General features: G+C 72.6%; 18 protein-coding genes. 2 read left to right on the plus strand and 16 right to left on the minus strand.

The genetic code is table 11. The features are described 5' to 3' along the window. Positions 1–123: 123 nt before the first annotated feature. The 16 genes from K4G22_RS10180 to K4G22_RS10255 all read right to left on the minus strand — a co-directional run bounded on the left by K4G22_RS10180 (position 124) and on the right by K4G22_RS10255 (position 20,252). Entirely contained in the window at positions 124–846 is a 723-nt protein-coding gene (locus tag K4G22_RS10180) for a hypothetical protein (RefSeq protein WP_228079563.1), read from the minus strand. A gap of 12 nt (positions 847–858) precedes the next feature. Next, on the minus strand, positions 859–1,092 hold the full coding sequence (locus K4G22_RS10185) for a hypothetical protein (RefSeq protein WP_228079564.1): 234 nt from the start codon (positions 1,090–1,092) through the stop codon (positions 859–861). 686 nt (positions 1,093–1,778) lie between these two features. Continuing rightward, positions 1,779–2,945 (minus strand): amidohydrolase family protein, encoded by a 1,167-nt coding sequence (locus K4G22_RS10190; protein ID WP_228079565.1) that lies wholly within the window; start codon positions 2,943–2,945, stop codon positions 1,779–1,781. A 26-nt stretch (positions 2,946–2,971) separates the two neighbouring features. Beyond that, the gene (gene mgtE, locus K4G22_RS10195; protein WP_228079566.1) at positions 2,972–4,297 is read right to left on the minus strand and encodes a magnesium transporter; all 1,326 of its coding nucleotides are present in this window, start codon (positions 4,295–4,297) and stop codon (positions 2,972–2,974) included. A 505-nt stretch (positions 4,298–4,802) separates the two neighbouring features. Beyond that, complete coding sequence (locus K4G22_RS10200; RefSeq protein ID WP_228079567.1) at positions 4,803–6,089, minus strand: thymidine phosphorylase; 1,287 nt, start codon at positions 6,087–6,089, stop codon at positions 4,803–4,805. A 60-nt stretch (positions 6,090–6,149) separates the two neighbouring features. Beyond that, complete coding sequence (locus K4G22_RS10205) at positions 6,150–6,539, minus strand: cytidine deaminase (protein WP_228079568.1); 390 nt, start codon at positions 6,537–6,539, stop codon at positions 6,150–6,152. Further along, positions 6,539–7,810, minus strand: coding sequence for an ABC transporter permease (locus K4G22_RS10210; protein ID WP_228084036.1), 1,272 nt, complete (start codon positions 7,808–7,810; stop codon positions 6,539–6,541). Before K4G22_RS10210 ends, K4G22_RS10205 begins: the two co-directional genes overlap by 1 nt. 17 nt (positions 7,811–7,827) lie before the next feature. Next, entirely contained in the window at positions 7,828–8,970 is a 1,143-nt protein-coding gene (locus K4G22_RS10215) for an ABC transporter permease (RefSeq protein ID WP_228079569.1), read from the minus strand. Beyond that, on the minus strand, positions 8,967–10,598 hold the full coding sequence (locus tag K4G22_RS10220) for an ABC transporter ATP-binding protein (RefSeq protein WP_228084037.1): 1,632 nt from the start codon (positions 10,596–10,598) through the stop codon (positions 8,967–8,969). Before K4G22_RS10220 ends, K4G22_RS10215 begins: the two co-directional genes overlap by 4 nt. 131 nt (positions 10,599–10,729) lie before the next feature. Continuing rightward, positions 10,730–11,776: a BMP family lipoprotein gene (locus K4G22_RS10225; protein ID WP_228079570.1), complete on the minus strand. Its 1,047-nt coding sequence runs from the start codon at positions 11,774–11,776 to the stop codon at positions 10,730–10,732. A gap of 245 nt (positions 11,777–12,021) precedes the next feature. Next, the gene (locus tag K4G22_RS10230; protein WP_228079571.1) at positions 12,022–13,221 is read right to left on the minus strand and encodes an amidohydrolase; all 1,200 of its coding nucleotides are present in this window, start codon (positions 13,219–13,221) and stop codon (positions 12,022–12,024) included. Between the two features lie 185 nt (positions 13,222–13,406). Beyond that, positions 13,407–14,456, minus strand: coding sequence for a hypothetical protein (locus tag K4G22_RS10235; protein ID WP_228079572.1), 1,050 nt, complete (start codon positions 14,454–14,456; stop codon positions 13,407–13,409). 941 nt (positions 14,457–15,397) lie between these two features. Continuing rightward, a complete protein-coding gene (locus tag K4G22_RS10240; protein WP_228079573.1) occupies positions 15,398–16,330 on the minus strand; it encodes an N-acetylneuraminate synthase family protein in 933 nt (310 codons plus the stop codon). Then, the gene (locus tag K4G22_RS10245; protein ID WP_228079574.1) at positions 16,327–17,598 is read right to left on the minus strand and encodes an acylneuraminate cytidylyltransferase; all 1,272 of its coding nucleotides are present in this window, start codon (positions 17,596–17,598) and stop codon (positions 16,327–16,329) included. Before K4G22_RS10245 ends, K4G22_RS10240 begins: the two co-directional genes overlap by 4 nt. A gap of 64 nt (positions 17,599–17,662) precedes the next feature. Continuing rightward, the gene (locus K4G22_RS10250) at positions 17,663–19,078 is read right to left on the minus strand and encodes a DUF6716 putative glycosyltransferase (RefSeq protein WP_228079575.1); all 1,416 of its coding nucleotides are present in this window, start codon (positions 19,076–19,078) and stop codon (positions 17,663–17,665) included. 604 nt (positions 19,079–19,682) lie between these two features. Further along, positions 19,683–20,252, minus strand: a complete 570-nt coding sequence (locus K4G22_RS10255; RefSeq protein WP_228079576.1) for an RNA polymerase sigma factor — start codon at positions 20,250–20,252, stop codon at positions 19,683–19,685. Between the two features lie 419 nt (positions 20,253–20,671). On the opposite strand from K4G22_RS10255, the gene K4G22_RS10260 reads away from it, so the two are divergent. Both K4G22_RS10260 and K4G22_RS10265 read left to right on the plus strand, forming a co-directional pair. After that, positions 20,672–21,607, plus strand: coding sequence for an SPFH domain-containing protein (locus K4G22_RS10260; protein WP_228079577.1), 936 nt, complete (start codon positions 20,672–20,674; stop codon positions 21,605–21,607). Further along, the gene (locus K4G22_RS10265; RefSeq protein WP_228079578.1) at positions 21,604–21,867 is read left to right on the plus strand and encodes a type II toxin-antitoxin system antitoxin; all 264 of its coding nucleotides are present in this window, start codon (positions 21,604–21,606) and stop codon (positions 21,865–21,867) included. Before K4G22_RS10260 ends, K4G22_RS10265 begins: the two co-directional genes overlap by 4 nt. Positions 21,868–21,883 lie beyond the last annotated feature (16 nt).

Genomic DNA, 21,883 nt, shown 5'->3' on the forward strand with positions numbered 1-21,883 from the left:
AAGCCCGCACCCCGACCAGGCCAGCCGACCCGGCACCCGGCACCCGGCACCCGGCCGCCGACGGCCCGAGCCGGTCCGAGCCGGCCCGGCAAGGACACCGCCCGGCCCGGCAAGGGCACCGGTTCAGTCGGCGCGGGCGGCGATCCGGGGGCGGGGGCGGTGCGCGACGCCGGCCCTGGGCCTGACCGTCAGCGGCCCAGGCCGGCCCGGCAGGGGCACCGTCTGCCGGGCCCGGGCGCCTTCGAGGGCCCGCACCCGATCCCAGGCGTCCGCCCACTCGGCCAACTGGCTGTCGGACGCCCCGCCGCAGTACCGGAAGAAGGCGAGCAGCAGCGTCTTCCCCGGCATCCGCCCGCGCAGCACCGCGCCCAGCGTGCTGTGCGGCAGCAGGCTCACCCCGTGCACCCTGGCCCGGTCCTCCAACTCGCGCAGCGTGGGGTTGCCATGCTCCCGCCGCGTCAGGACCATCGCGCGCACCAGCTGCCACGGCTCCGTCAGGAACCTCGGCCCCGGCACCCCGACCGCCGGCTCCGGCGCGGCCCGCGCCGCGCGGTGCCGGTCGGCGGCGGCCCATCTGCGCTTCGCCTCGCGCTCGTCCCCGCCACACGCCCGGGTGAAGGCGCGCACCGTCTCCCAGCGGGGCGGGCCGACCCCCCGCGCCGCCCGGAAGAGCGTGGAGCGGGAGATCGGCGAGCCCGCCCCCTCGTCCCGCCCCGTCGTCAGCTTCTCGACCGTCAGCGCCAGCTGGCTCCAGCTCATCCCCGACCGCTGGCGCAGTGACTCCAGCCACTGCGCCAGCGCCGTCACGGGATGGTGCTGGGCCAGGGCGCTCTCAGCGCGCCCCATCCGGCCCTCTCCCTATGCCTCGTGCCTGGTGAGAACGGAGAGCAGACCGCCGATCAGTTCCCTGGCCAGCAGACCCCCGGTGGCGACGACCGCGACCACCAGCTCCACCGCCATCCCGGACGCGACCAGCCCCGCGGTGAGGAACAGCACCACCACCACGACCACGACGACCGGAACGGGAAGGATCTGGCCGGCGGCGCCGGCCCCAGGTACGCAGGACGCGCGCTCGGGAACGTGTTCGCTCAAAGTTGTTGCCTCCTCGGCTCGTTGCCACTCGACGAAGGGCTCCCACTCGCGTTCTGACGGCCTTGCAGAGCCGGCGGAACAGGGAGCCTCCGCTTTACCTTCGGACGCTCAACGGACGTCGGCAAGGCCGTACTTCCCGACCGTTTCATCCTGTCCCGGTCTCCGCGGAACGGAACGAACAACGTCACCGCAGGTCATCGGCGAGTGACCGTGCCATGGGCGGCGGGCGGTGGCCCGGGTATCCCGGTTCGGAGCCGGCACGTTCCTTGCGTCGCCCCGAAGGCCGTCCCATCATTGAGACCATCAGTTGAGCCACATGCTCACTCGTCGCGATCCCCTACCCGTGCCCGGGTCGGGATGGAACAGGCCCACTGCGGCCGAGGGGAAGGAGGCGGACACCATGGGAACCGACCGGGACAGGGGGGTTTTCGGCATGTGCGCCTACCCACCGCGCTCTCCGGCTCGGCTTTCGCCCTCGGTGCCCGCGGCCGTTCCCGGCCGCCCAGCGCTGGCCTGTCTTCGCGCCTCTCGCTCACGCCACGGCTCGTGCTCTCGGCACCCGTAGGCGTGAACCGCGGCCTCCCCGGCCGTTGCCACTCGACACCAACAGGGGACCTTCGTCGTGCGCGGTTGCAGCCGCGCACGACCTCGACCAACGCGGGCCGGGCACGGGCCCGCCGGCCGGCTCAGCCCGTGGGCCGGCCGCCGTCGGCGCGGACCACCCGCCCGGCCTGCCAGACGGTGTGCACCCGTTCGGCGAGGTGCTCGGTCGCCAGCTCGGCGCCGGTGAGCAGCACCAGATCGGCGCGCTTGCCGGGGGCGATCTCGCCCCGGTCGTCGGCGAGGCCCAGCAGCCTGGCCGACTCCAGGGTGGCCGCGCGCAGCGCGCCCGCAGGCCCCAGGGCCGCCTCGGCGAGGTAGTGGATCTCGCGCAGCGCCTCAGCGTAGGGGCGCACGGGGGCGTCGGTGCCCATCGCGATGGGCACGCCGGCGGCGAAGGCCCGCCGCACGGCCGCCCGATGCGGCTCCGCCGTCTCGCCGGGATCGGCCTGCGAGGTGGAGAGCGTCGGCACCAGCCAGCTGCCCGCCTCGGCCAGCGCCGTCACCGCCGCGTCGTCCAGGAACGTGCCGTGCTCGATGCTGCGCGCCCCGGCGCGCGCGGCCAGTTCGGCGGCGCGCGCGCCATGCGCGTGCACCATCACGCCCCGCCCGCCCTGCCGCTCCGCCTCGTCCACCAGGGCCCGCATCTCCGCCTCGGTGAGCTGGGTGTCGTGCACGCCCCTGCCCTGGGCGACGGAGCCTGACGCGGTCACCTTGATCCAGTCGGCGCCGGCCCGCACCATCCGCCGCACCACCGCGCGGGCCGCGTCGGGCCCGTCGAAGACCGGATCGGGCATCGAGGGATCGGCGAAGAAGTCCATCGGGCCGTATCTGGGCGACCAGTGGTCCCCGATCCCGCCCGTGGTGCACACCTGGCGCAGCGACAGCAGCACCTCGGGGCCTGGGAACCACCCCTCGGCCAGCGCCACGGGCAGCCCGGCGTCCGCGCCCCAGGCGTCGCGCACGGTGGTGATGCCCAGATCGAGCAGGGTGCGCAGCGCCGGCACCATGGAGAGCGGGCGGGTGGAGCGCGGCAGCCCGCGCGGCGTCTGCGGTGCGCCGAGCGCCACATGCACATGGCAGTCGATGAAGCCCGGCAGCAGCAGGCCGCCCGAGCAGTCCACGGAGGTGTCGCCGTCGAGCCCGGATCCGACGGCCGCGATCCGGCCGCCCTCCAGCACCACATCCGCCCGGCGGACCTCCCCGGTGGCCGCGTCGAACACCGCGCCCCCGCGCAACAACTCCCTGGTCAACCTTCGCGCTCCGTCCCTCAACGCCGTCAGATGCCCAGCACCAGCTTGGCCGTGCTGAAGTAGATCACCAGCCCGGTGGCGTCCACGAGGGTGGTCACCATCGGTGCGGAGACCACCGCCGGGTCGATCCGCAGCTTCTTCGCCAGCAGCGGCATCATGCCGCCGACCGTGGACGCCCAGGCGCAGATCACCACCAGGGTGACGGCGACGACCGCCGCCACGTCGGGGCCCACGAAGAACGAGCCGACCAGGAAGCCGACCACGGCGAGCATCGCGCCCAGCAGCAGTCCGGTGCGGCACTCGCGCCAGATCACCCGCAGCAGATCCGAGGTGCGCACCTCGCCGACGGCGAGCGCCCGCACGGCGGCGGTGGCCGCCTGGGCGCCGGCGTTGCCGCCGGTGCCGATCAACAGCGGGACGAAGAGCGCGAGTTGGGTGACCTCCTCCAGCTCGCCCTCGTACATCTGGGTGACGGAGACGGTGAGCGTGGCCGCGACCAGCAGCAGCATCAGCCACATCATCCGGGTGCGGGAGAGCCGGAAGACGCTGGCCGACATGTAGTGCCGCTCCAGCGGCTCGGAGCCGGCCTGCCTGGCGACGTCCTCGGTGTCCGCGGCCTCGATCACCTCGAAGGCGTCGTCGCTGGTGAGGAGCCCGACCAGGCGGTCCTCGCTGTCCACGACCGGCAGGTCGAGCACGTTGGTCTCGCGCATCAGCCGGGCGGCGGCCTCGGCCGGCTCGGTGGCCCTGGCCATCGGCGGGGCCGTCACCACCAGATCGTGCACCATGGCGCCCGGCTCGCTGAGGACCAGCTCCCGCAGCTCCACGATGCCGGTCAGCCGGCGGCCCCTGTCCACCACCGGCAGGGTGTAGATGGTCTCGGCGTGGGCACCCCGCCGCCGCACCACCTCCAGCGCCTGACCTGCCGTCAACTCCTGTTGCAGAGCGACCGTCTCGGGCGTCATGAAGCGGCCGACCGAGCCCTCCGGATAGCCGAGCAGCGCGGCCGTCATCTGCCGTTCGTGGGCGCTCAGCCCGGCCAGCACGCGGCGGGCGACCTTGGCCGGCGCCTCCTTGAGCATCCGGGCCCGGTCGTCCGGGTCCATATGCTCGACCAGCTCGCGGAACGCCTGGTCCCGCAGCCCTTCGAGGATCTGCTGCTGGTCCACCGGATCCAGCTCCTCGAAGACCTCAAGCGCCCGGTCCTTGTCGAGCAGCCGGAAGGTGACGACGGACTGCACCTCGTCCATCCGGGCGATCTCGTCCGCGATGGCGTAGGGCGGCTGGGTCTCCAACCACTCAAGGGCGCCGGCCAGGTCCTGCTCGTCCAGCAGCATGGGAAGGTGCGTCATGACGGGGGAACCCCCAGGGAACGGTGGGCGGCGACGGACATCCGATGTGCGCGCACACGCCCAACGCCCCAGGCGGATCGGCTACCTGGGCGGAAGAGCGTGGCGCCGTGGATGGCTGGGAGGTTCACTGCGCATCGCAGCACCACCTCCCGCCGCCTCGTTCCGTCATCGCCACAGCACAGGGTACTAGGGCCTGGCTCTCAGACCGTCGCGGGCTCGCGACGACAGCCACGGCACCTCGCTGCGTTACCGAATCGCGCAAGTACGGGCAAGTACGAGCTGCGATCCGGCGCCTTGCGATGCACCACGTCTGACGCCGCTCGCTGACCCGCGACGGCCTAAGAGACAGGCCCTGGCCATCAATGACGATCATGGCAAGAAATCCGACATCATGGACAGCGGACGGCTGTCGGTTCAGGAAACGGTGGTGAACGGGTGCGCGCCGGCGCGCGCCCGTGGCGAGAGGTTCCGCTCGGCGGTCCTCGACCGCCGCCCTCACGCCCCGTCAGGCGACGCGGCCCAGCACCGTCTCCGGCACGGCGACCTCGTGCGCCCGCTCCGCCGGCACCACCTCGACGGCCGCCCCGGCCAGCGCCTCAAGGGCGCCGTCGAACCGCTCCGGCGTATCGGTGTGCAGGGTCAGCAGCGGCTGGCCGGCCACCACGGGGTCGCCCGGCTTGGCGTGCAGTTCGACGCCGGCCCCGGCCTGTACGCTCTCCTCCTTGCGGGCCCTCCCGGCGCCGAGCCGCCAGGCGGCGAGCCCCACCGCGTAGGCGTCCAGCGTGGACAGCACCCCGCTGGCCGGCGCCGGCACCACATGGCGCTCGCCGGCCACCGGCAGCGGCGCGTCCGGATCGCCGCCCTGGGCGCTGATCATCCGGCGCCAGCGGTCCATCGCCGAACCGTCGGCCAGCGCGCGCTCCGGATCGGCGTCCGGCAGCCCCGCCGCGTCCAGCATCTCCCTGGCCAGCGCCAGGGTCAGCGCCACCACGTCGGCGGGCCCGCCACCGGCCAGCACCTCGACGGACTCCCGCACCTCAAGGGCGTTGCCCGCGGTGCGCCCCAGCGGCGTGGACATGTCGGTGAGCAGCGCCACGGTGCGCACCCCGTGGTCGGTGCCGAGCCCCACCATGGTCTCGGCCAGCGCGCGGGCGTCCGGCAGCGTCTTCATGAAGGCGCCGGAGCCGACCTTCACATCCAGCACCAGCGAACCGGTGCCCTCGGCGATCTTCTTGGACATGATCGACGAGGCGATGAGCGGCAGCGACTCGACGGTGCCGGTGACATCGCGCAGCGCGTACAGCTTCCGGTCGGCCGGGGCCAGGCCCTCGCCGGCCGCGCAGATCACCGCGCCCGCGTCGGCCAACACGCCCTGGATCTCGGCGTTGGAGAGCTGCGCCCGCCAGCCGGGGATGGCCTCCAGCTTGTCCAGGGTGCCCCCGGTGTGGCCGAGTCCGCGCCCCGACAGCTGCGGCACGGCCGCACCACAGGCGGCGACCAACGGGGCCAGCGGCAGCGTGATCTTGTCGCCGACGCCGCCCGTCGAGTGCTTGTCGGCGGTGGGCAGCGCGAGCGCGCCGAAGTCCATCCGCTCGCCTGAGTTGATCATCGCCGCCGTCCAGCGGGCGATCTCGGGCCGTTCCATGCCGTTCAGCAGGATGGCCATGGCGAGCGCCGACATCTGCTCGTCGGCCACCTCCCCCGCCGTGTAGGCGGCGACCACCCAGTCGATCTGCTCATCACTGAGCACTCCGCCGTCGCGCTTGGTACGGATGATGGAGATGGCGTCCATGGCAGCGTCGCGTCCGAACGTGAGAAGGGGTACGGGCAAACAAGGGTGGGGCGGTGCGGGTCAGCGGTCGAGTTCCCAGGCGAGGGGGAGGAGTTCGGCCAGCGGGCGGGGGCCTTCGGCGGTGTCGATCAGCAGGTCGGGGCCGCCGTGCTCCATCAGGAGCTGGCGGCACCGGCCGCACGGGGTGATCACCTCGTCCGCGCCGTTGGCGCAGCTGAAGTGGGTGAGCCGGCCGCCGCCCGAGGCGTGCAGCGCGGAGACGAGGCCGCACTCGGCGCACAGGCCCAGGCCGTAGGAGGCGTTCTCCACGTTGCAGCCGGTCACCAACCGCCCGTCGTCGACCAGCGCTGCGGCGCCCACCGGGTACTGGGAGTAGGGGGCGTAGGCCCGGGACCTGGCGTCCCTGGCGGCGGCGCGCAGCGCCGGCCAGTCGAGGGTGGGCTCGGCCATCAGCCGCCCTCCCCGCGTCGGTACGGTTTTCCGATCGCCCGTGGAGTGCGCAGGCGCTGCGCGAAGAGCGTCAGCACCAGCAGCGTCGTCAGATACGGGCTGGCGGTGACCAGTTCGAGCGGCATGGTCTCGGTGACCGAGTACCAGAGCCACAGCAGCGCGGCGACGCCGACCAGGGCGACCGCGACCACCCAACGGCCCCGGTAGTACTGCCAGCCGGCGACGCCCAGCAGGATCAGCGCGAAGAGCAGCAGCGTGGCGTGCACCACCGCGCCGCCGCCCCGGGTCTGGAGCGCGTCCATGAAGCCGAAGAGGCCGGCACCCGCGGCGACGCCGCCGGGGCGCCAGTTGCCGAAGATCATGGTGGCCAGGCCGAGGTAGCCGCGTCCGCCGGTCTGCCCGTCCTGGTACATCCGGATGAGGACGGCCAGATAGGCGCCGCCGAGCCCGGCGAGCCCGCCGGAGACGGCCAGCGCGACGTACTTGTAGAGGTAGACGTTGACCCCGAGCGACTCGGTGGCCTGCGGGTTCTCGCCGCAGGAGCGCAGCCGCAGCCCGAAGGACGTGCGCCAGAGCAGCAGATAGGTGCCGACGAAGAGCAGCACGGCGAGCACCGTCAGCCAGGAGACGTTGTGCACGACGGCGCGCAGCACGCCCGCCGCGTCCGAGATCAGGAACCAGCGCTGTTCGTCCAGGTCGGCCAGCCAGTCGGAGACGCCAGGGACGCTGAACGGCTCTATCCGCTCCATCTGCGGCGACTGCTTGTCGTTGCCGCCGGCCGCCGCCGCCTCGCTGCCCTCGCCGCCGAACCACTGCTTGGCGAGGAACTGCACCACGCCCAGGGCCAGGATGTTGATGGCCACACCGGAGACGATGTGGTCGACGCCGAAGGTGACCGTGGCCAGGGCGTGCACCAGGCCGCCCAGCACGCCGCCGATGACGCCGGCCACCACCGCGGCCCAGGGGCCGTGCTGCCAGCCGATCCAGCCGGCGGCGAAGAGGCCGAGCATCATCATGCCCTCAAGGCCGATGTTGATCACGCCGGCGCGTTCGGCCCACAGGCCGCCGAGCCCGGCCAGGCCGATGGGCACGGCGAACGTCATCGCCGCGGTCCACTGCGAGGTGGCGGTGAGGCTGTTCTCGTCGGTGAGGACCCGGACCAGCGAGAGCAGGAACAGGGCGCCGGCGATCAGCAGCAGCAGCTTCGGGTACGTCAGCCCCGGACGGCCGCCGCCCTCCACCGGGCCGCGTGGGCGGACCCTCGCCAGCATGGTGTTCAGATTGCTGGTCACGCGGACACCTCCGGCGCGTCGTCGCTCTTCCTGGCCTGGGCGAGCTTCTCCCCCACCAGGCGCTGCTGTCGGCGGACGCCCCAGCGGCGCACCAGCTCGTAGGCGACGACGACGGAGAGCACGATGATGCCCTGCATCACGCCGACCAGCTCCTGGTCGAAGCCCCGGAACTCCAGGTGGGTACCGGTGCGTTCGAGGAACGCCCAGAGCAGCGCGGCGAAGGCCATGCCGACCGCGTGGTTGCGGCCGAGGAGCGCGATGGCGATGCCGGTGAAGCCCAGGCCCTCGGGGAAGTCGTTGCCGTAGTTGCCCGAGTCGTTGAGCAGCGTGGGCATCCCGACCAGACCGGCGACCGCGCCCGACAGCAGCATCGCCGTGATCACGGTGCGCGAGACGCTGACCCCGCTGGCCTCGGCGGCCGACTCGGAGCGGCCCACGGCCCGCAGGTCGAACCCGAAGCGGGTGCGGCTGAGCAGGAACCAGTAGGCGATGCCGATGACGATGGCGATCACCACCGTGCCGTGGATCGCCTGGACGTTGGTGGGGATCTCGAAGAAGTGGCTGGACTCGGGGATGTCCGGGGTGTGGACGATGTTGCCCTCGCGCTCGGCGAGGCGTCCGGCCTGGAGGAAGTAGGCGATCAGCGAGCCGGCGATGAAGTTCAGCATGATGGTGGTGATCACCTCGCTGACGCCCCTGGTGGCCTTCAGATAGCCGGCAATGCCGGCCCAGACGCCACCGCAGACCATCGCGACCAGCAGGATCACCGGGATCTGGATGAAGCCCGGCAGGCTCAGCGCGCCGCCCACCACGGCGGCGAAGAAGGCCGCCACCCGGTACTGCCCGTCGACCCCGATGTTGAAGAGGTTCATCCGGAAGCCGATGGCGACGGCGACCGCCGACAGGTAGTAGGGGATCGCCTTGTTGAGGATCCAGACCTGGCTGTCGCTCTTGGAGCCGTAGTCGAACATCGCGGAGAAGGCGGTGAACGGGTTGTCCCCCGTCGCCGCCATCACCAGCGAGGTGATCGCGATCGCGGTGACCAGCGCCAACACCGGGGCGGCGAAGCCGAGTATCAGCTTCTCGCGGTCCCGCTCGCCCAGCCGGCGCGCGACCACGCCTGGCTTGCCCGGGGTCATGCGGCACCTCCCTCGGAGCCGTCGGAGTCCTCGGACCCCGCTTCGCCGTGCTCGGCCGTCAGATGGCCGCTGGTGGTGCCGGTCATGGCGGTGCCCAGTTCCTCCGGGGTGATGGTGGCGGGGTCGGCGTCCGCGACCAGCCGGCCGCGGTACATCACCCGCAGGCTGTCGGAGAGGCCGATCAGCTCGTCGAGGTCGGCGGAGATCAGCAGCACGGCGAGGCCCTCGCGGCGGGCGCGGCGGATCTCGTCCCAGATCTGCGCCTGGGCGCCCACGTCCACCCCCCGGGTGGGGTGGGCGGCGATCAGCACCCTCGGCTGGTGGCTCATCTCGCGGCCGACGATCAGCTTCTGCTGGTTGCCGCCGGAGAGCGATCCCGCGGTGACGTCGATCCCCGGGGTGCGCACGTCGTACTCGGCGACGATCCGCCGGGTGTCGGCCTTGGCGTCCTTGCCCGTCAGCCAGGGCCCCTTGGAGTTGGGCGGCTCGGTGACATGGCCCAGCATCCGGTTCTCCCAGAGCGGGGCGTCCAGCAGCAGGCCGTGGCGGTGCCGGTCCTCGGGGACATAGCCGATGCCGGCCTCGCGGCGGCGGCGGGTCGGCGCCTGCGAGATCTCCTCGCCGTTCAGCGTGATGGTGCCGCCGTCCGGCTTGCGGATGCCCATCACGGCCTCGACCAGTTCGGCCTGGCCGTTGCCCTCGACCCCGGCGATGCCCAGCACCTCGCCCCGGTGGATGGTGAAGTCGATGTCGGCGAGCACCTCGCGCTTGCGCCCGTCCGAGTCGACCCCGGAGAGGTGCAGCCCCGAGATGGTGAGCATCGGCTCGTCGGTGACGGTGGACTCGCGGGTGGCGGGGGTCGGCAGCTCGCTGCCGACCATCAGCTCGGCCAGCCGCTTGGGGTCCGTCTCGCCCGGCAGCACGGTGGAGACCGTGGTGCCGCGCCTGATGACGGTGATCTCGTCGGCCACCGAGAGCACCTCGCCCAGCTTGTGCGAGATGAACAGCACGGTCAGGCCCTCGGCCGTCAGGTCGCGGAGGTTGCCGAAGAGGGCGTCCACCTCCTGCGGGACCAGCACGGCCGTCGGCTCGTCCAGGATCAGCGTGCGGGCGCCCCGGTAGAGGACCTTGAGGATCTCGACGCGCTGCCGGTCGGCCACGCCGATGTCCTCGACCAGCAGGTCCGGCCTGACGTTCAGCCCGTAGGTCTCGGACAGCTCGGCGATCCGCCGGCGGGCGCGCCCGCCGATGCCGTACGCCTTCTCGGCGCCCAGCACGACGTTCTCCAGCACGGTCAGGTTGTCGGCCAGCATGAAGTGCTGGTGCACCATGCCGATGCCACGCGCGATGGCCTCGGCCGGGCCCCGGAAGCTGACCTGCTCCCCGTCGATCGCGATGGTCCCCTCGTCGGGACGCTGCATCCCGTAGAGGATCTTCATCAGGGTGGACTTGCCCGCCCCGTTCTCGCCGACCAGCGCGTGCACGGTGCCGCGCCGCACGGTGATGTCGATGTCGTGGTTGGCGACCACGCCGGGGAAACGTTTGGTGATGCCGCGCAGGGCCACCGCCGGAGCGCCGAACTCCTCGGCGTCCTTCGGAGGTTGGGGCGGACTGCTGGAGGCTGGGATGACGCACTCTCCTCGGGAGCGAAGGAGCGCCGCCCGGGGGCGGTGGGGCGGGACGGGTGGGGCAGACGGTACCGCGCCCGCGCCGTCCGCCCCGGCATGGGGGGACGGCGCGGGCGCGGGTCCGGCTGTCGTTACGGGGTGTCGCTGACGGTGATCTCGCCGTTGACGATCTGCTCGGTCGCGGCGTCCAGCTCGTCCTTGATGTCGTCGATGAACCCGCCGGAGGTGGCCAGCGCCACGCCGTCCTCGGCCAGCGAGTACTCGTGCACACCGGACGGGGCGTCACCGTTGTGGACGCTGGTGATCAGGTCCTCGACGGCGACGTCGACCCGCTTGACACCCGAGGTCAGGATCGAGTCCTGGTACTCGGCGAGACCGGGCTGGAGGTAGGCGTCGGAGTCGACGCCGATCGCCCAGGCGCCCTCGACACCGGCGACCTGCTCGATCGAACCGGTGCCCGAGGCGCCGGCGGCGGTGTAGATCACGTCGATGCCCCGGCCGAGCATGGCGTCGGCCTTCTGGCTCGCCCGGGCCGGGTCGGCGAAGCCGCGGTCGTCATCGGCGTAGAGGTAGTCGACCTCGATCTCGATGTCCGGGTCGGTCTCGGTGACGCCCTGGACGAAGCCCGCCTCGAACTTCTGGATGAGCGGGTTGTCCACGCCGCCGATGAAGCCGACGCTGCCGCTCTCGCTCTTCAACGCGGCGGCCACGCCGGCGAGATAGGAGACCTCGTGCTCGGCGAAGACCATGCCGTAGATGTTGTCGCCCTCGGGGGCGGCGTCCACCACGCCGAAGGTGGTGTCGGGGAACTCGGCGGCGACCTCGGTGATGGCGGCGTCGTAGAGGTAGCCGACACCGATCACCGGGTTGTAGCCCTCGCTGGCCAGCGAGGAGAGCCGCTGCACGCGGTCGGCGTTGGTCTCGCCGCTGCGCGCCGTCTGGAATTCGGCCTCGTCGAGGCCGAGGGCCTCGGTGGCCCGGTCGGCGCCGGCGGCGGCGGCCTCGTTGAACGAGTGGTCGTCACGACCACCGACGTCGAACGCGATGCCGGGGCCCTTGGCCTCACCGCTGTCGTTGCTGTCGTTGGAGTCCGTCGAACTCTCACCACAGGCGCTGGCGGTCAGGGCCAGCGTCGCGGCGATGGCGACCGTTGCTGCGAACCTGGATACGCGACGCAAGAGGACCGATCCCTTCGGGTGTGAAGCGCCTCTTACGGCGCTGTTGGGGCCGATCGTAACGCGCGTAGACAGACGCGGAAGCCACGAGTTCCGCCTGTTATCAGATCGGTGTTAAGGCAACGTGGACGCAACATGAGCGCCTCCGGAGGGCGACTTTCCGGACCGGCGCGCAACGTCGCACGTCATCGCCGCATCCTGGGCCGCCCTCCCCTCCCCTACCGGTCCGATACTTCCCCCGCGGCTCGCTAACTCAGCAGCGCGGCGGCCGTCAGCAGATCGACGCCGACCGAGATCGCGTGCTCGTCGACGTCGAAGTCCCCCTGGTGGATATCGCGCGGGGTGGCCCCCGCCTCGCCCCTGGGGCGGACGCCGAGCCTGGCCATGGCGCCCGGCACCTGCTCCAGATACCAGGAGAAGTCCTCGCCGCCGAGGCTCTGCTCGGTCGACTCGATGCTGTCGGCGCCGAACCTGGCCGTCATCGCGTCGCCGAGCAGCGCGGCGGAGACCGCGTCGTTGACCACCGGCGGGACACCCCTGATGTACTGGATCTCGGACTTGGCGCGCCACATCGTGGCCACCTCGTCCACCGCCGCGTGCACCAGGTCGGGCGCCAGCCGCCAGGTGTCCAGATCCAGGCAGCGCATCGTGCCGGACAGCTCGGCGCTCCCCGGGATGACGTTGGGCGCGTGGCCCGTCTGGAGCCGGCCCCAGGTGACGGCCAGGCCGGCGCGGGTGTCGACCCGGCGGGCCAGCAGCGCGGGCACCTCGGTCACCACCTTGGCCGCCGCGGTGACGAGATCGGTGGTCAGCTGCGGGCGGGCGGTGTGGCCGCCGGGCCCGGCGAGCTTGATCTCGATCCGGTCGCACGCCGAGGTGATGGCGCCGGTGCGCAGGCCGATCCGCCCGGCCTCGACCTTGGGATCGCAGTGCAGCGCCAGGATGCGGCCGACGCCCTGGAGCACCCGGGACTCGATGGCGTCCGTGGCGCCGCCGGGCAGCACCTCCTCGGCCGGCTGGAAGAGGAGCCGCACCGGGCGGGACAGCCGCCCCTCGGCCGCCAGCCTGGCCAGCACAAGACCCGCGCCGAGCACCACCGTGCTGTGCACGTCGTGGCCGCAGGCGTGCGCCCGGCCAGGAACGGTGGAGCGGTAGGGGACGGTCTTGGTGTCCGGAATGGGCAGCGCGTCGATGTCGGCGCGCAGTGCGAGCAGCTCTCCCCCCGCGCCCTCGGGGCGGATGTCACAGACCAGCCCCGTGCCGCTGTCCAGCACGCGTGGCGCGAGCCCGGCCCGCTCCAGGCGGTCCTTGATGACGGCGGTGGTGCGTACTTCCTGGTTCCCCAGCTCGGGATGCCGGTGGAGGTCGCGACGGAACGCGATCAGCTCCGCACGCAGCGCGTCATCGAGCGTCGTGGGGGTGGACTGAGGGGACAGCAGATCACTCACGTGACCGAGGTTAGCCCCGATCACCGCCCGGTGGGCGGTTGATCATGCAAAGTTCACGCAACAGAAGCGATCCCGGCCGATTACGCCCACTGGCGACTGGGTATGAGTGCTCTCTTATCCACGCTTGTTTGCGAATGGCTGTTGTTGCCCGGGTTGTTGACGGGCGGCTGGGATCGGACGGGGCGTCACGGTTGCGGCGCCGGCAGCGAGACCAGGCCGTGCACGCCGCGCGCCGTGGTGGTCACATTGGAGAGGAAGCCGCTGGCCCGTGCCGTCACCCGGTCGGTGAACCAGCCCTCGGCCAGCGCGCAGACCAACACCTTGACCTCGGTGTCCGCCAGCACCCGGGGCAGGGTGTGCACCACCGTGGAGGGGAAGCTCAGGATCCGGCCGCCTATCGGCCCGCGTCGGGCGACCAGTTCGAGCGGCAGGTCGGGCCTGACCACCTCGACGTTCGCCACCTGTCCGAGCCGGCGGAGCTTCTCCGCGCTCTCCTTGCGGTGCGCCCAGTAGCGGGCCACCCCGTGCTCCCTGGCGAGGTCGGTGACGGCGGCCAGATAGCGGTCCTCGCGGAGCACCCCCGTCTCCACCAGCGAGGTGCCGACCAGGTCGGCGCCCTCCGTCACCCGGGGCCGGCCGAAGTGCTCCCGCGTCCAGAGGAACGCGTTCTCGGTGACGGTTATCCCGTCGAGGCGCCGCACCGGCATGGCCGTGAACACCTCGACGGTGTGGCCGGCGCCGGGGCGCAGACGGTGCACCGCACGGCGCGCGACCGGCGCGAAGAGCAGCCCGGCCGGGCCCCTGCCGGCGGGCCGGTGCCAGCGCACCAGCCGTTCCCCGTCGGCCAGTTGGGAGACGAACTCCATGGTCGCCGTGCCGTCGTCCACCACCACCACATCGCGTGGTCCGGTGAGCGAGAGCAGCAGCTGGAGGTAGCGGGAGAACGGGTCGCCGATCACCAGCCGGCGGGCCCGCCGCAGGGGCCCCGCCAGCGCGGCCAGCGCCCTGGTCGGCGTGGCGGCGCCGCCGCGCGCCTCCTGCCAGCGGACCTCGTGGCCCGAATCGGTGGCGAGCCCCGCCATCCGGCGCAGCTGCCCCCGGGTGGTGGGGTCGCGGGGCGGCAGCACCACCAGCACGCAACGACCGGCGTCGGCGCCGCGCGCCCACTCCAGTATGTTGAGCAGCTGCACCGGGCTCTCGGCGAAGGCCAGCGTGGTGGCCTCGGACTCGCTCATGGACCTCTCCCGTCCCGAAACTCTCCACGATGCCGGAGGTCCGGCTGACCTCCACCCCACCCGCCGGCCGTACCGACCACCCCTCCGTCCCCGATGGCCCCGGCCTGGACCGGCGCCCCGGGCGATGCCCCCATCGGGGCGTTGCCCCGATGGCTCCGGCCTGGACCGGCGCCCAGGGACCCCCGCCCCCGGACCGTCGACGTCCAGAGCAACACCCGGAACCGACCCGGCCCCCCGGCGATACCGTCCCTCCCGGACCCCGACACAACCGCCCAAGACCCGCCCCGACACTCCCGACCCACCGGGGCCCGGGGCAGGACCCCGACACCCCCGGCCCGAGCCCGACCCGCCGTCCCCGGTGGTACCGGCCCACCGTTCCCAGCAGTACCGGCCCCATCGGGGACCGAGGCAACGCCCCGGCACACCCGGCCCGAACCCGGGCCACCGTTCCCGGCAGTACCGGACCGCCGGAGTCCGGGGCAGGACCCCGACACCCCGGCCCGAGCCCGACCCACCGTTCCCGGTGGTACCGGACCACCGTTCCCAGCAGTACCGGCCCCACCGGGGCCCGGGACAACGCCCCAGCACTCCCGGCCCGAACCCGGGCCACCACCCCCGGCAGCACCGACCCGCCGTTCCCGGCAGTACCGGACCGCCGGGGACCGGGGCAGCGCCCCGGCACACCCGGCCCACCGAAGCCCGACCCGCCGTTCCCCGGCCCACCGGGGCCCGGGACAGGGCCCCGACGCCCCCGGCCCCGGACGGGACCGGCGGGTCCGGACCGGCGGGGTCCGGGGCGGGGCCCCGGGGTTGGCCGGGGCTGCCGACGCGCCGCCACCGCCCATCCGTCGCCAGGCCCCAGCGGCCAGCGGCCACCGAGGTCCGAGGCCCCGCCCCCCGCCCGCGCCAGCGGGCGGGGGGCCGGCCAGGCCGACCGCAGGTCAGACCGTGGCGGGCTCCGGCGCGTTCTCCTCGCTCTCGGCAATGACGCCCTTGATACGGCGCAGCTTCCTCATCGGCGCGCGCTCGCTGTCGTAGACCCGCTTGACGCCGTCGCCGAGGGACTCCTCGATGGTCCTGATGTCCCTGACCAGCCGGGTCAGCCCCTGCGGCTCCACGGAGGCGGCCTGGTCGGAGCCCCACATGGCGCGGTCGAGGGTGATGTGCCGCTCGACGAAGACGGCGCCGAGCGCGACGGCGGCGAGCGTCGTCTGGAGGCCCGTCTCATGCCCGGAGTAGCCGATCGGGACGTTGGGGTACTCGGCCTGGAGGGTGTGGATCACCCGCAGGTTCAGCTCCTCGGCCTTGGCCGGGTAGGTGCTGGTGGCGTGGCAGAGCAGGATGTTCTCGCTGCCCAGCACCTCGACGGCGTGCCGGATCTGCTGCGGCGTGGACATGCCGGTGGAGAGGATCACGGTGCGGCCGGTGGCGCGCAGCGTCCTGAGCAGCTCGTCGTCGGTGAGCGAGGCGGACGCCACCTTGTAGGCGGGGACGTCGAAGTTCTCCAGGAACGCGACGGCCTCGTTGTCCCAAGGGGAGGCGAACCAGTGCAGCCCGCGCTTGACGCAGTAGTCGTTGATCGACCGGTAGGCGTCCTCGTCGAACTCCACCCGGTGGCGGTAGTCGATGTAGGTCATCCGACCCCAGGGGGTGTCGCGTTCGATCTCCCACTGGTCGCGCGGGGTGCAGATCTCCGGGGTGCGCTTCTGGAACTTGACGGCGTCGCAGCCGGCCTCGGCGGCGGCGTCGATCAGGGCGAAGGCGTTCTCCAGGTCACCGTTGTGGTTGATGCCGATCTCGCCGGTGATGTAGACCGGGCGGCCCGGGCCCACGATGCGGTCGCCGATCTGACGGAGCCGGTTTCCTGCGGTCATGATGCGTTGAGTTCCTTTCCGAGGAGCCACGAGGCGATCTCGCGGATCGCGCCTGCGCCCCCTGGCGCGGAGGTGACCGCGCGGGCGGCTGAGCGCACGACGTCATGGGCGCTGGCGACGGCCACCGGCCAGCCGACCAGGTGGAAGCAGGGCAGGTCGTTGACGTCGTTGCCCGCGTAGAGCACGCGCTCCGGCGCGATGCCCGCTTCCTCGCACCACTGCTTGAGGGCGAGGTCCTTCCGGTCGATGCCGTGGAGTACCGGGACGCGCAGCTTGCGCGCCCGGGCGGCGACCACCGGGTTCTCCTCCGTGGACAGGATCAGCACGGCGAGCCCCGCGCGGCGCAGCGCGGCGACGCCGAGCCCGTCGCCCCGGTGCACGGCGACGAACTCCCGTCCTTCGGAGTCGACGAGCACCCGGTCGTCGGTCTGGGTGCCGTCGAAGTCGAGTACCACCGCGTCGATATCGGCGCGGGTGGGGAGGTAGTCCCCGAAGTCGTTGAAGTCCGAGAAGCTCCTGACGTCCTGGAACCCTCGGAAGCGCGGGAAGCGGTCGGAGTCGCCGCCGCCGGCTATCGGGTTCCGGCCGCCGTCCAGCAGCGGGGCCAGGGCGCGGGCGCGGGCCAGATCGTGCGGGTCGTCGATCTCCAGCACCCGGGCGGGGTCGGCGCGGACCAGTTCGGTGCGGCCGAAGAAGCGGTGCCGCTCGGTGCGGAAGCCGGCCGAGCGCATGGCGTAGGCGGCGCCGGTCTCCAGCAGGTCCTGCGGCCGGTCCTGCCGACGCGGCCGGTACGCCTTGTCGTGGTTGACGCCCTGCCCGCCGGTCGCGCTCGCCTCGCGCCAGACATAGCCGTGGAACGGGGCCACGGTGAGCGCGGTGTCGGCGCCGTCCAGCACGGCGGCGGTGACGCCGTCGATCTCCTCGCGGCTGATGAACGGGCTGGTGCACTGGATCAGCAGCACCACGTCGACCGTCACCCGGTGCCGTTCCTCGTAGACGCCCATGGCGTGCAGCACGGCCGCCTCGCTGGTGGCGGTGTCGCTGGAGATCTCCTGCGGGCGCTCCACCACCTCGGCGCCGGCGGCGTGCGCCGCCGCGGCGATGCCGGGGTCGTCGGTGGAGACCACCACCGAGGTCAACAGCCGCGCGGCGCGGCACTCCCGGACGGCGCGGGTGATCAGCGGGGCGTCCCCCACGGGCGCGAGGTTCTTGCCCGGCACCCCCTTGGAACCCCCGCGCGCGGGGATCACGGCCAGCACTGTGCTCATGGCTCACGCCTTCGTTCTGGTTCGGGTTCGGTCGGCGGGTCGGTCGGCTGGCCGGGAGGGGTGGTCACAGCTGCCCCCAGCGGCGGATCAGCGGGGCGACGCGCTGGGCGCCGGCGCGGTAGGCGCCGCGCGCGGTGCGGCGCAGCAGCCGGCGTGAGGCGGCGCGCACGCCGGCGTCCGCGCCGTTGGACGGCTGCGCGGCCAGCGGCTCGCCCTTGATGTCAAGGCCGTGCCGGGCGAGCAGCGTCGGCAGATAGCCGGGCGCGGTGCGCGGCGTGTAGTAGGGGGACAGCGCGGGCAGTCCGGTGAGCCGGCGCTGGTCAAGCAGCCCGGTCAGCCGGCCGCGCGCGACGGCGAAGCCGTGCTCGACGCTCTCCGCGCCCCGGGTGATGCCCTGTTCGGCGAGCCAGGTGGGGTCGGGCGTCGGCAGCAGTCCGTCGTCCAACTCGTCCCAGGACGCGAGGCAGCCCGAACCGATGAAGTAGTGGTTGCCGAGCGGCTCGCGCACGCCGAGGTCGGTGAGGACCGCGGTGGGGATGGAGCGCTCAAGCGATTCGAGGGCCGCCGTCGAACTGACCGTCACCAGCAGGTCGGTCCCGTCCAGGACCTCGCCCATGTTGCCGTAGGCCAGGCGGAAGTTCTCCGGCCAGGTCTCCTTGGCGCGTTCGGCGAGTCGCTGGTAGGGCAGTTCCTCGATGTGGGTGGTGTGCTCGCTCGGCTTGCTGCGCAGCTTGAGCACCACCTCGCGCTCCGGGTTGCGCCGGGCGTGCGCCATCGCGCGCTCCAGGAGGTAGGCGCGCTCCGCGCGCCCGTGGGGCACGGAGGGCTGCACGGCGAAGACGACCCGCGTCGGCCGCGCACCGCTCCGCGCGGGGCCCGGATCGTAGGGCGTGCCGCCGAGGAACGGGAGGGCGCACTCGGTGACGGACGCGCTGCCGGCGCGCACCCCGTCGTAGACGGCCCGGAACCGTCCGGCGTCATAGCGGCTGTTGGCGAGCACCAGATCGGCGCCGTGGCGCAGCAGCAGTCCGTCGGAGAGCTTCTCGTAGACCACCCCGACATAGCCGGTGACCACCACGGGGCGCCGGGCGACGCCCTGCCAGACCCGGGCGAGCCCGTGCAGCATCGCCTGGGTGGTGCCGCCGACGCAGGCCAGCACCAGCAGGTCGAACGGCGGCTCGGCGGTGTCGGCCGTGCCGGCTGTGCCAGCTGTGGTGTCGGCCGGGTCGCCGGCGCCGGCCTGGGCGCGGCGGCCCTGCTCGGCGAGGAAGTCGACCGCGTTGATCTCGTCCAGCTCGTCCGCCTCGGCGCCGATCTCCGCCAGCTGCCGCGCGGTGGGCGTGGCGCGGCCCCAGAGCAGGTAGCCGTGGACGGTCGACTCGGGGGCTATGCGGCGCGCCGTGAGGGCGCCCCATTTCCACCGGGTGTCGGAATCCGCCAGCACGGCCACGCGGAGCGGGGTGGGGGATGAATCGGGCACGTTCTGAACATTAGGCAGCCGTTTCGAGTGCCGGGCCAACTCAGTCACAACAACCAGTTAACAACACGACACATAAACTCTAACTGCCTCGGGAACACCAGGAGTTCACCTTGGGATGGGCCATTGTTCACAGCATGTGCCCTGAGCTGATCCGCACCGTTCACCTGCGTGTTTCAGGGGCTGGGCCCGCCGGGCGCGAAAGCCCGCCCAAACGTCCGCCGAAACGTCCGCCGAAGCACCTCCCGAAACGCCTTCCGGCAATGCGGCGGCAATTGACCGGGGTATTCCCGGGAGAAGCAGGGAAGGCGCGCGGCCCGACAGAAATGACATCGGGAGGATTTCCAGAATGCCGCCGGGAACATCCGCGCGAAAGGCCCGCGCGGGAAACCGTCGTCGATGACGAGGCGCGAGGAGGGCGGCGGAGGGGCCCGGAAAGGGCGAAGGGGCCGCGGGGCGGCCCCTGGAGACGGCGTGGGTGGGGCTGGGGGAAATCCGCCCCACCCACGCCTGGGGCTCCCTGAGGTACGGGGGGGACCTCGGGTTTCGCCCCTGCGGCCGATGACCAGTCGGCCTGCTTCTTACTGCGCCGTAGGCCCCGTTTGCGTTACACGCCCGAGGTGGTGGGCTCTTCCACCAGCTCGGCGAGGCGCCGCAGCCCCCGGTGGTTGGCGGTGCGCACCGCGCCCGGGCGGGAGCCGAGCAGCAGCGCCGCCCGCTTCGCGTCGAGCCCGAAGAGCGTGCGCAGCATCACCGCGCCGGCCTGCTCGTGGGGCAGTTCGGCGACCAGCTCCATGGTCCTGCTCGTCCCCAGGGCGGCGATGGCCTCCTCGGCCGTGTCCGCCGACGAGGGTAGATCGGCGAGCACCGTCTCGTCGGTGCCGCACTCCTTGGGTCGTCTGCCGCGCGCCCGCAGGTGGTCGAGCGCCCTGTTGCGCGCGATCCGCGCGGCCCAGCCCCGGAAGCGATCCGCGTCGCCGACGAATCGTCCGAGGTCACGCGATATGTGGAGCCATGCCTCGGCGGTGACGTCCTCCGCGTCGGGCTCGGCCACGATGGTTCTGACGTACCCGAGTAACCGTGGATGGACGGCGTGGAAGACGGCGTGGAACGCCGTCTCGTCACCGCCCTGAGCGGCGCGAACCGCCTCGGTCAGCTCCGTGTCTGCCCCCTGCACTCCCGCCCCCTTTGCGGCCTGATCGCCGCACACGCGTTCCAGCGGTGGTAACTGTGTGTCCCTGGCGTCTGAACGCTACGCGTCCCCGGCGGCATCGTCCATGGCGCATCCGGCCGCATCCGCGCGGTAACGGAATCCCCGCGCCCAACGCAGAGAGATGTACGGACTCGGCCCGGGACGGGCTCGCGTCCGGCGGCAGCCGGGGTCTCTCCTGTGGGGGGTGGCGGCCCCGGCTGTCCCCCGCGCCTCGCCGTTTCTCGCGGGACGGCCACGCTCTTCACACCTCGCCGTCGCAAGGCTTCCTCGTGGCCTCCTTTTCGGGCTAATGTGCTATCACTTTGCTAGACAGCAGCTCCGGAGCGGTGTGAGACTCGTCTCACACCGGCTCGGGCAGCCACTCCCCACGGAAACGAGGCCCCATGTCCCAGCCGGAACCCGCCGCCCAACCGCCCGCACAGCCGGCACCCTCGATCCGGGAGACCGAGGCGCACAGCCTCTCGGGCGGCCTCGCGCTGCTGCTCACCTTCGTCGGCACCCTGCTGGGCGTCGCCGCCGCGATCCTGGGCGGGGTGCTGGCCGCCGACGGCTCGGCCGGCGCGGGCGTGCCGCTGATCGTGCTGGGCGGGCTGCTTTCCCTCGGCTCGCTGCTGACGATGAGCGGGCTCAACATGGTCGCCCCCGGCGAGGCGCGGGTGGTGCAGTTCTTCGGCCGCTACGTGGGCACCATCCGCAAGGACGGACTGCGCTGGGTCAACCCGCTGACCACCCGCGCCAAGATCTCCACCCGGGTCCGCAACCACGAGACCGCGGTGCTGAAGGTCAACGACGCGCACGGCAACCCGATCGAGCTGGCCGCCGTGATCGTCTGGCAGGTGCGGGACACCGCGCAGGCCAGCTTCGAGGTGGACGACTTCCTTGAGTTCGTCGCCACCCAGACCGAGTCGGCGGTGCGGCACATCGCGATCGAGTACCCCTACGACGCGGCCGACGACGTGCTCTCGCTGCGCGGCAACGCCGAGGAGATCACGGAGAAGCTGGCCGTCGAGCTGACCGCGCGGGTCGAGGCCGCCGGGGTGCGGATCGTGGAGTCCCGCTTCACCCACCTCGCCTACGCGCCTGAGATCGCCTCAGCGATGCTCCAACGCCAGCAGGCGGGCGCGGTGGTGGCGGCCCGCGAGACCATCGTGGAGGGCGCCTGCGGCATGGTGGAGGCCGCGCTGGCCAGGATGACCGAACTCGATCTGGTGGACCTGGACGAGGAGCGCAAGGCTGCCATGGTGTCCAATCTTCTGGTGGTGCTCTGCGGCAGCAGCGCCCCGCAGCCCGTGGTGAACACCGGGACCCTCTACCAGTGACCGACCGCTCCGCCCGAAGGGCGCGCAAGCAGGTGCTGTTGCGCCTCGATCCGGCCGTGCACGAGGCGCTCGCCCGCTGGGCGGCGGACGAGCTGCGCAGCACCAACGCGCAGCTCGACTACCTGATCCGGCGGGCCCTGCGGGAGGCGGGCCGGATGCCGGCCGGGGTCCGCCCGCCGGCCGGACGCGGGCGGCCCCCGGCCGGAGCGGATCCGGCCGAGGGTCGCGACCCCGCCGAGGGCGAGCCGGCCGGCGGCTGACGAACGGGGCCGCCGG

It is taken from the genome of Streptomyces profundus, from assembly GCF_020740535.1.
Taxonomy (GTDB): domain Bacteria; phylum Actinomycetota; class Actinomycetes; order Streptomycetales; family Streptomycetaceae; genus Streptomyces; species Streptomyces profundus.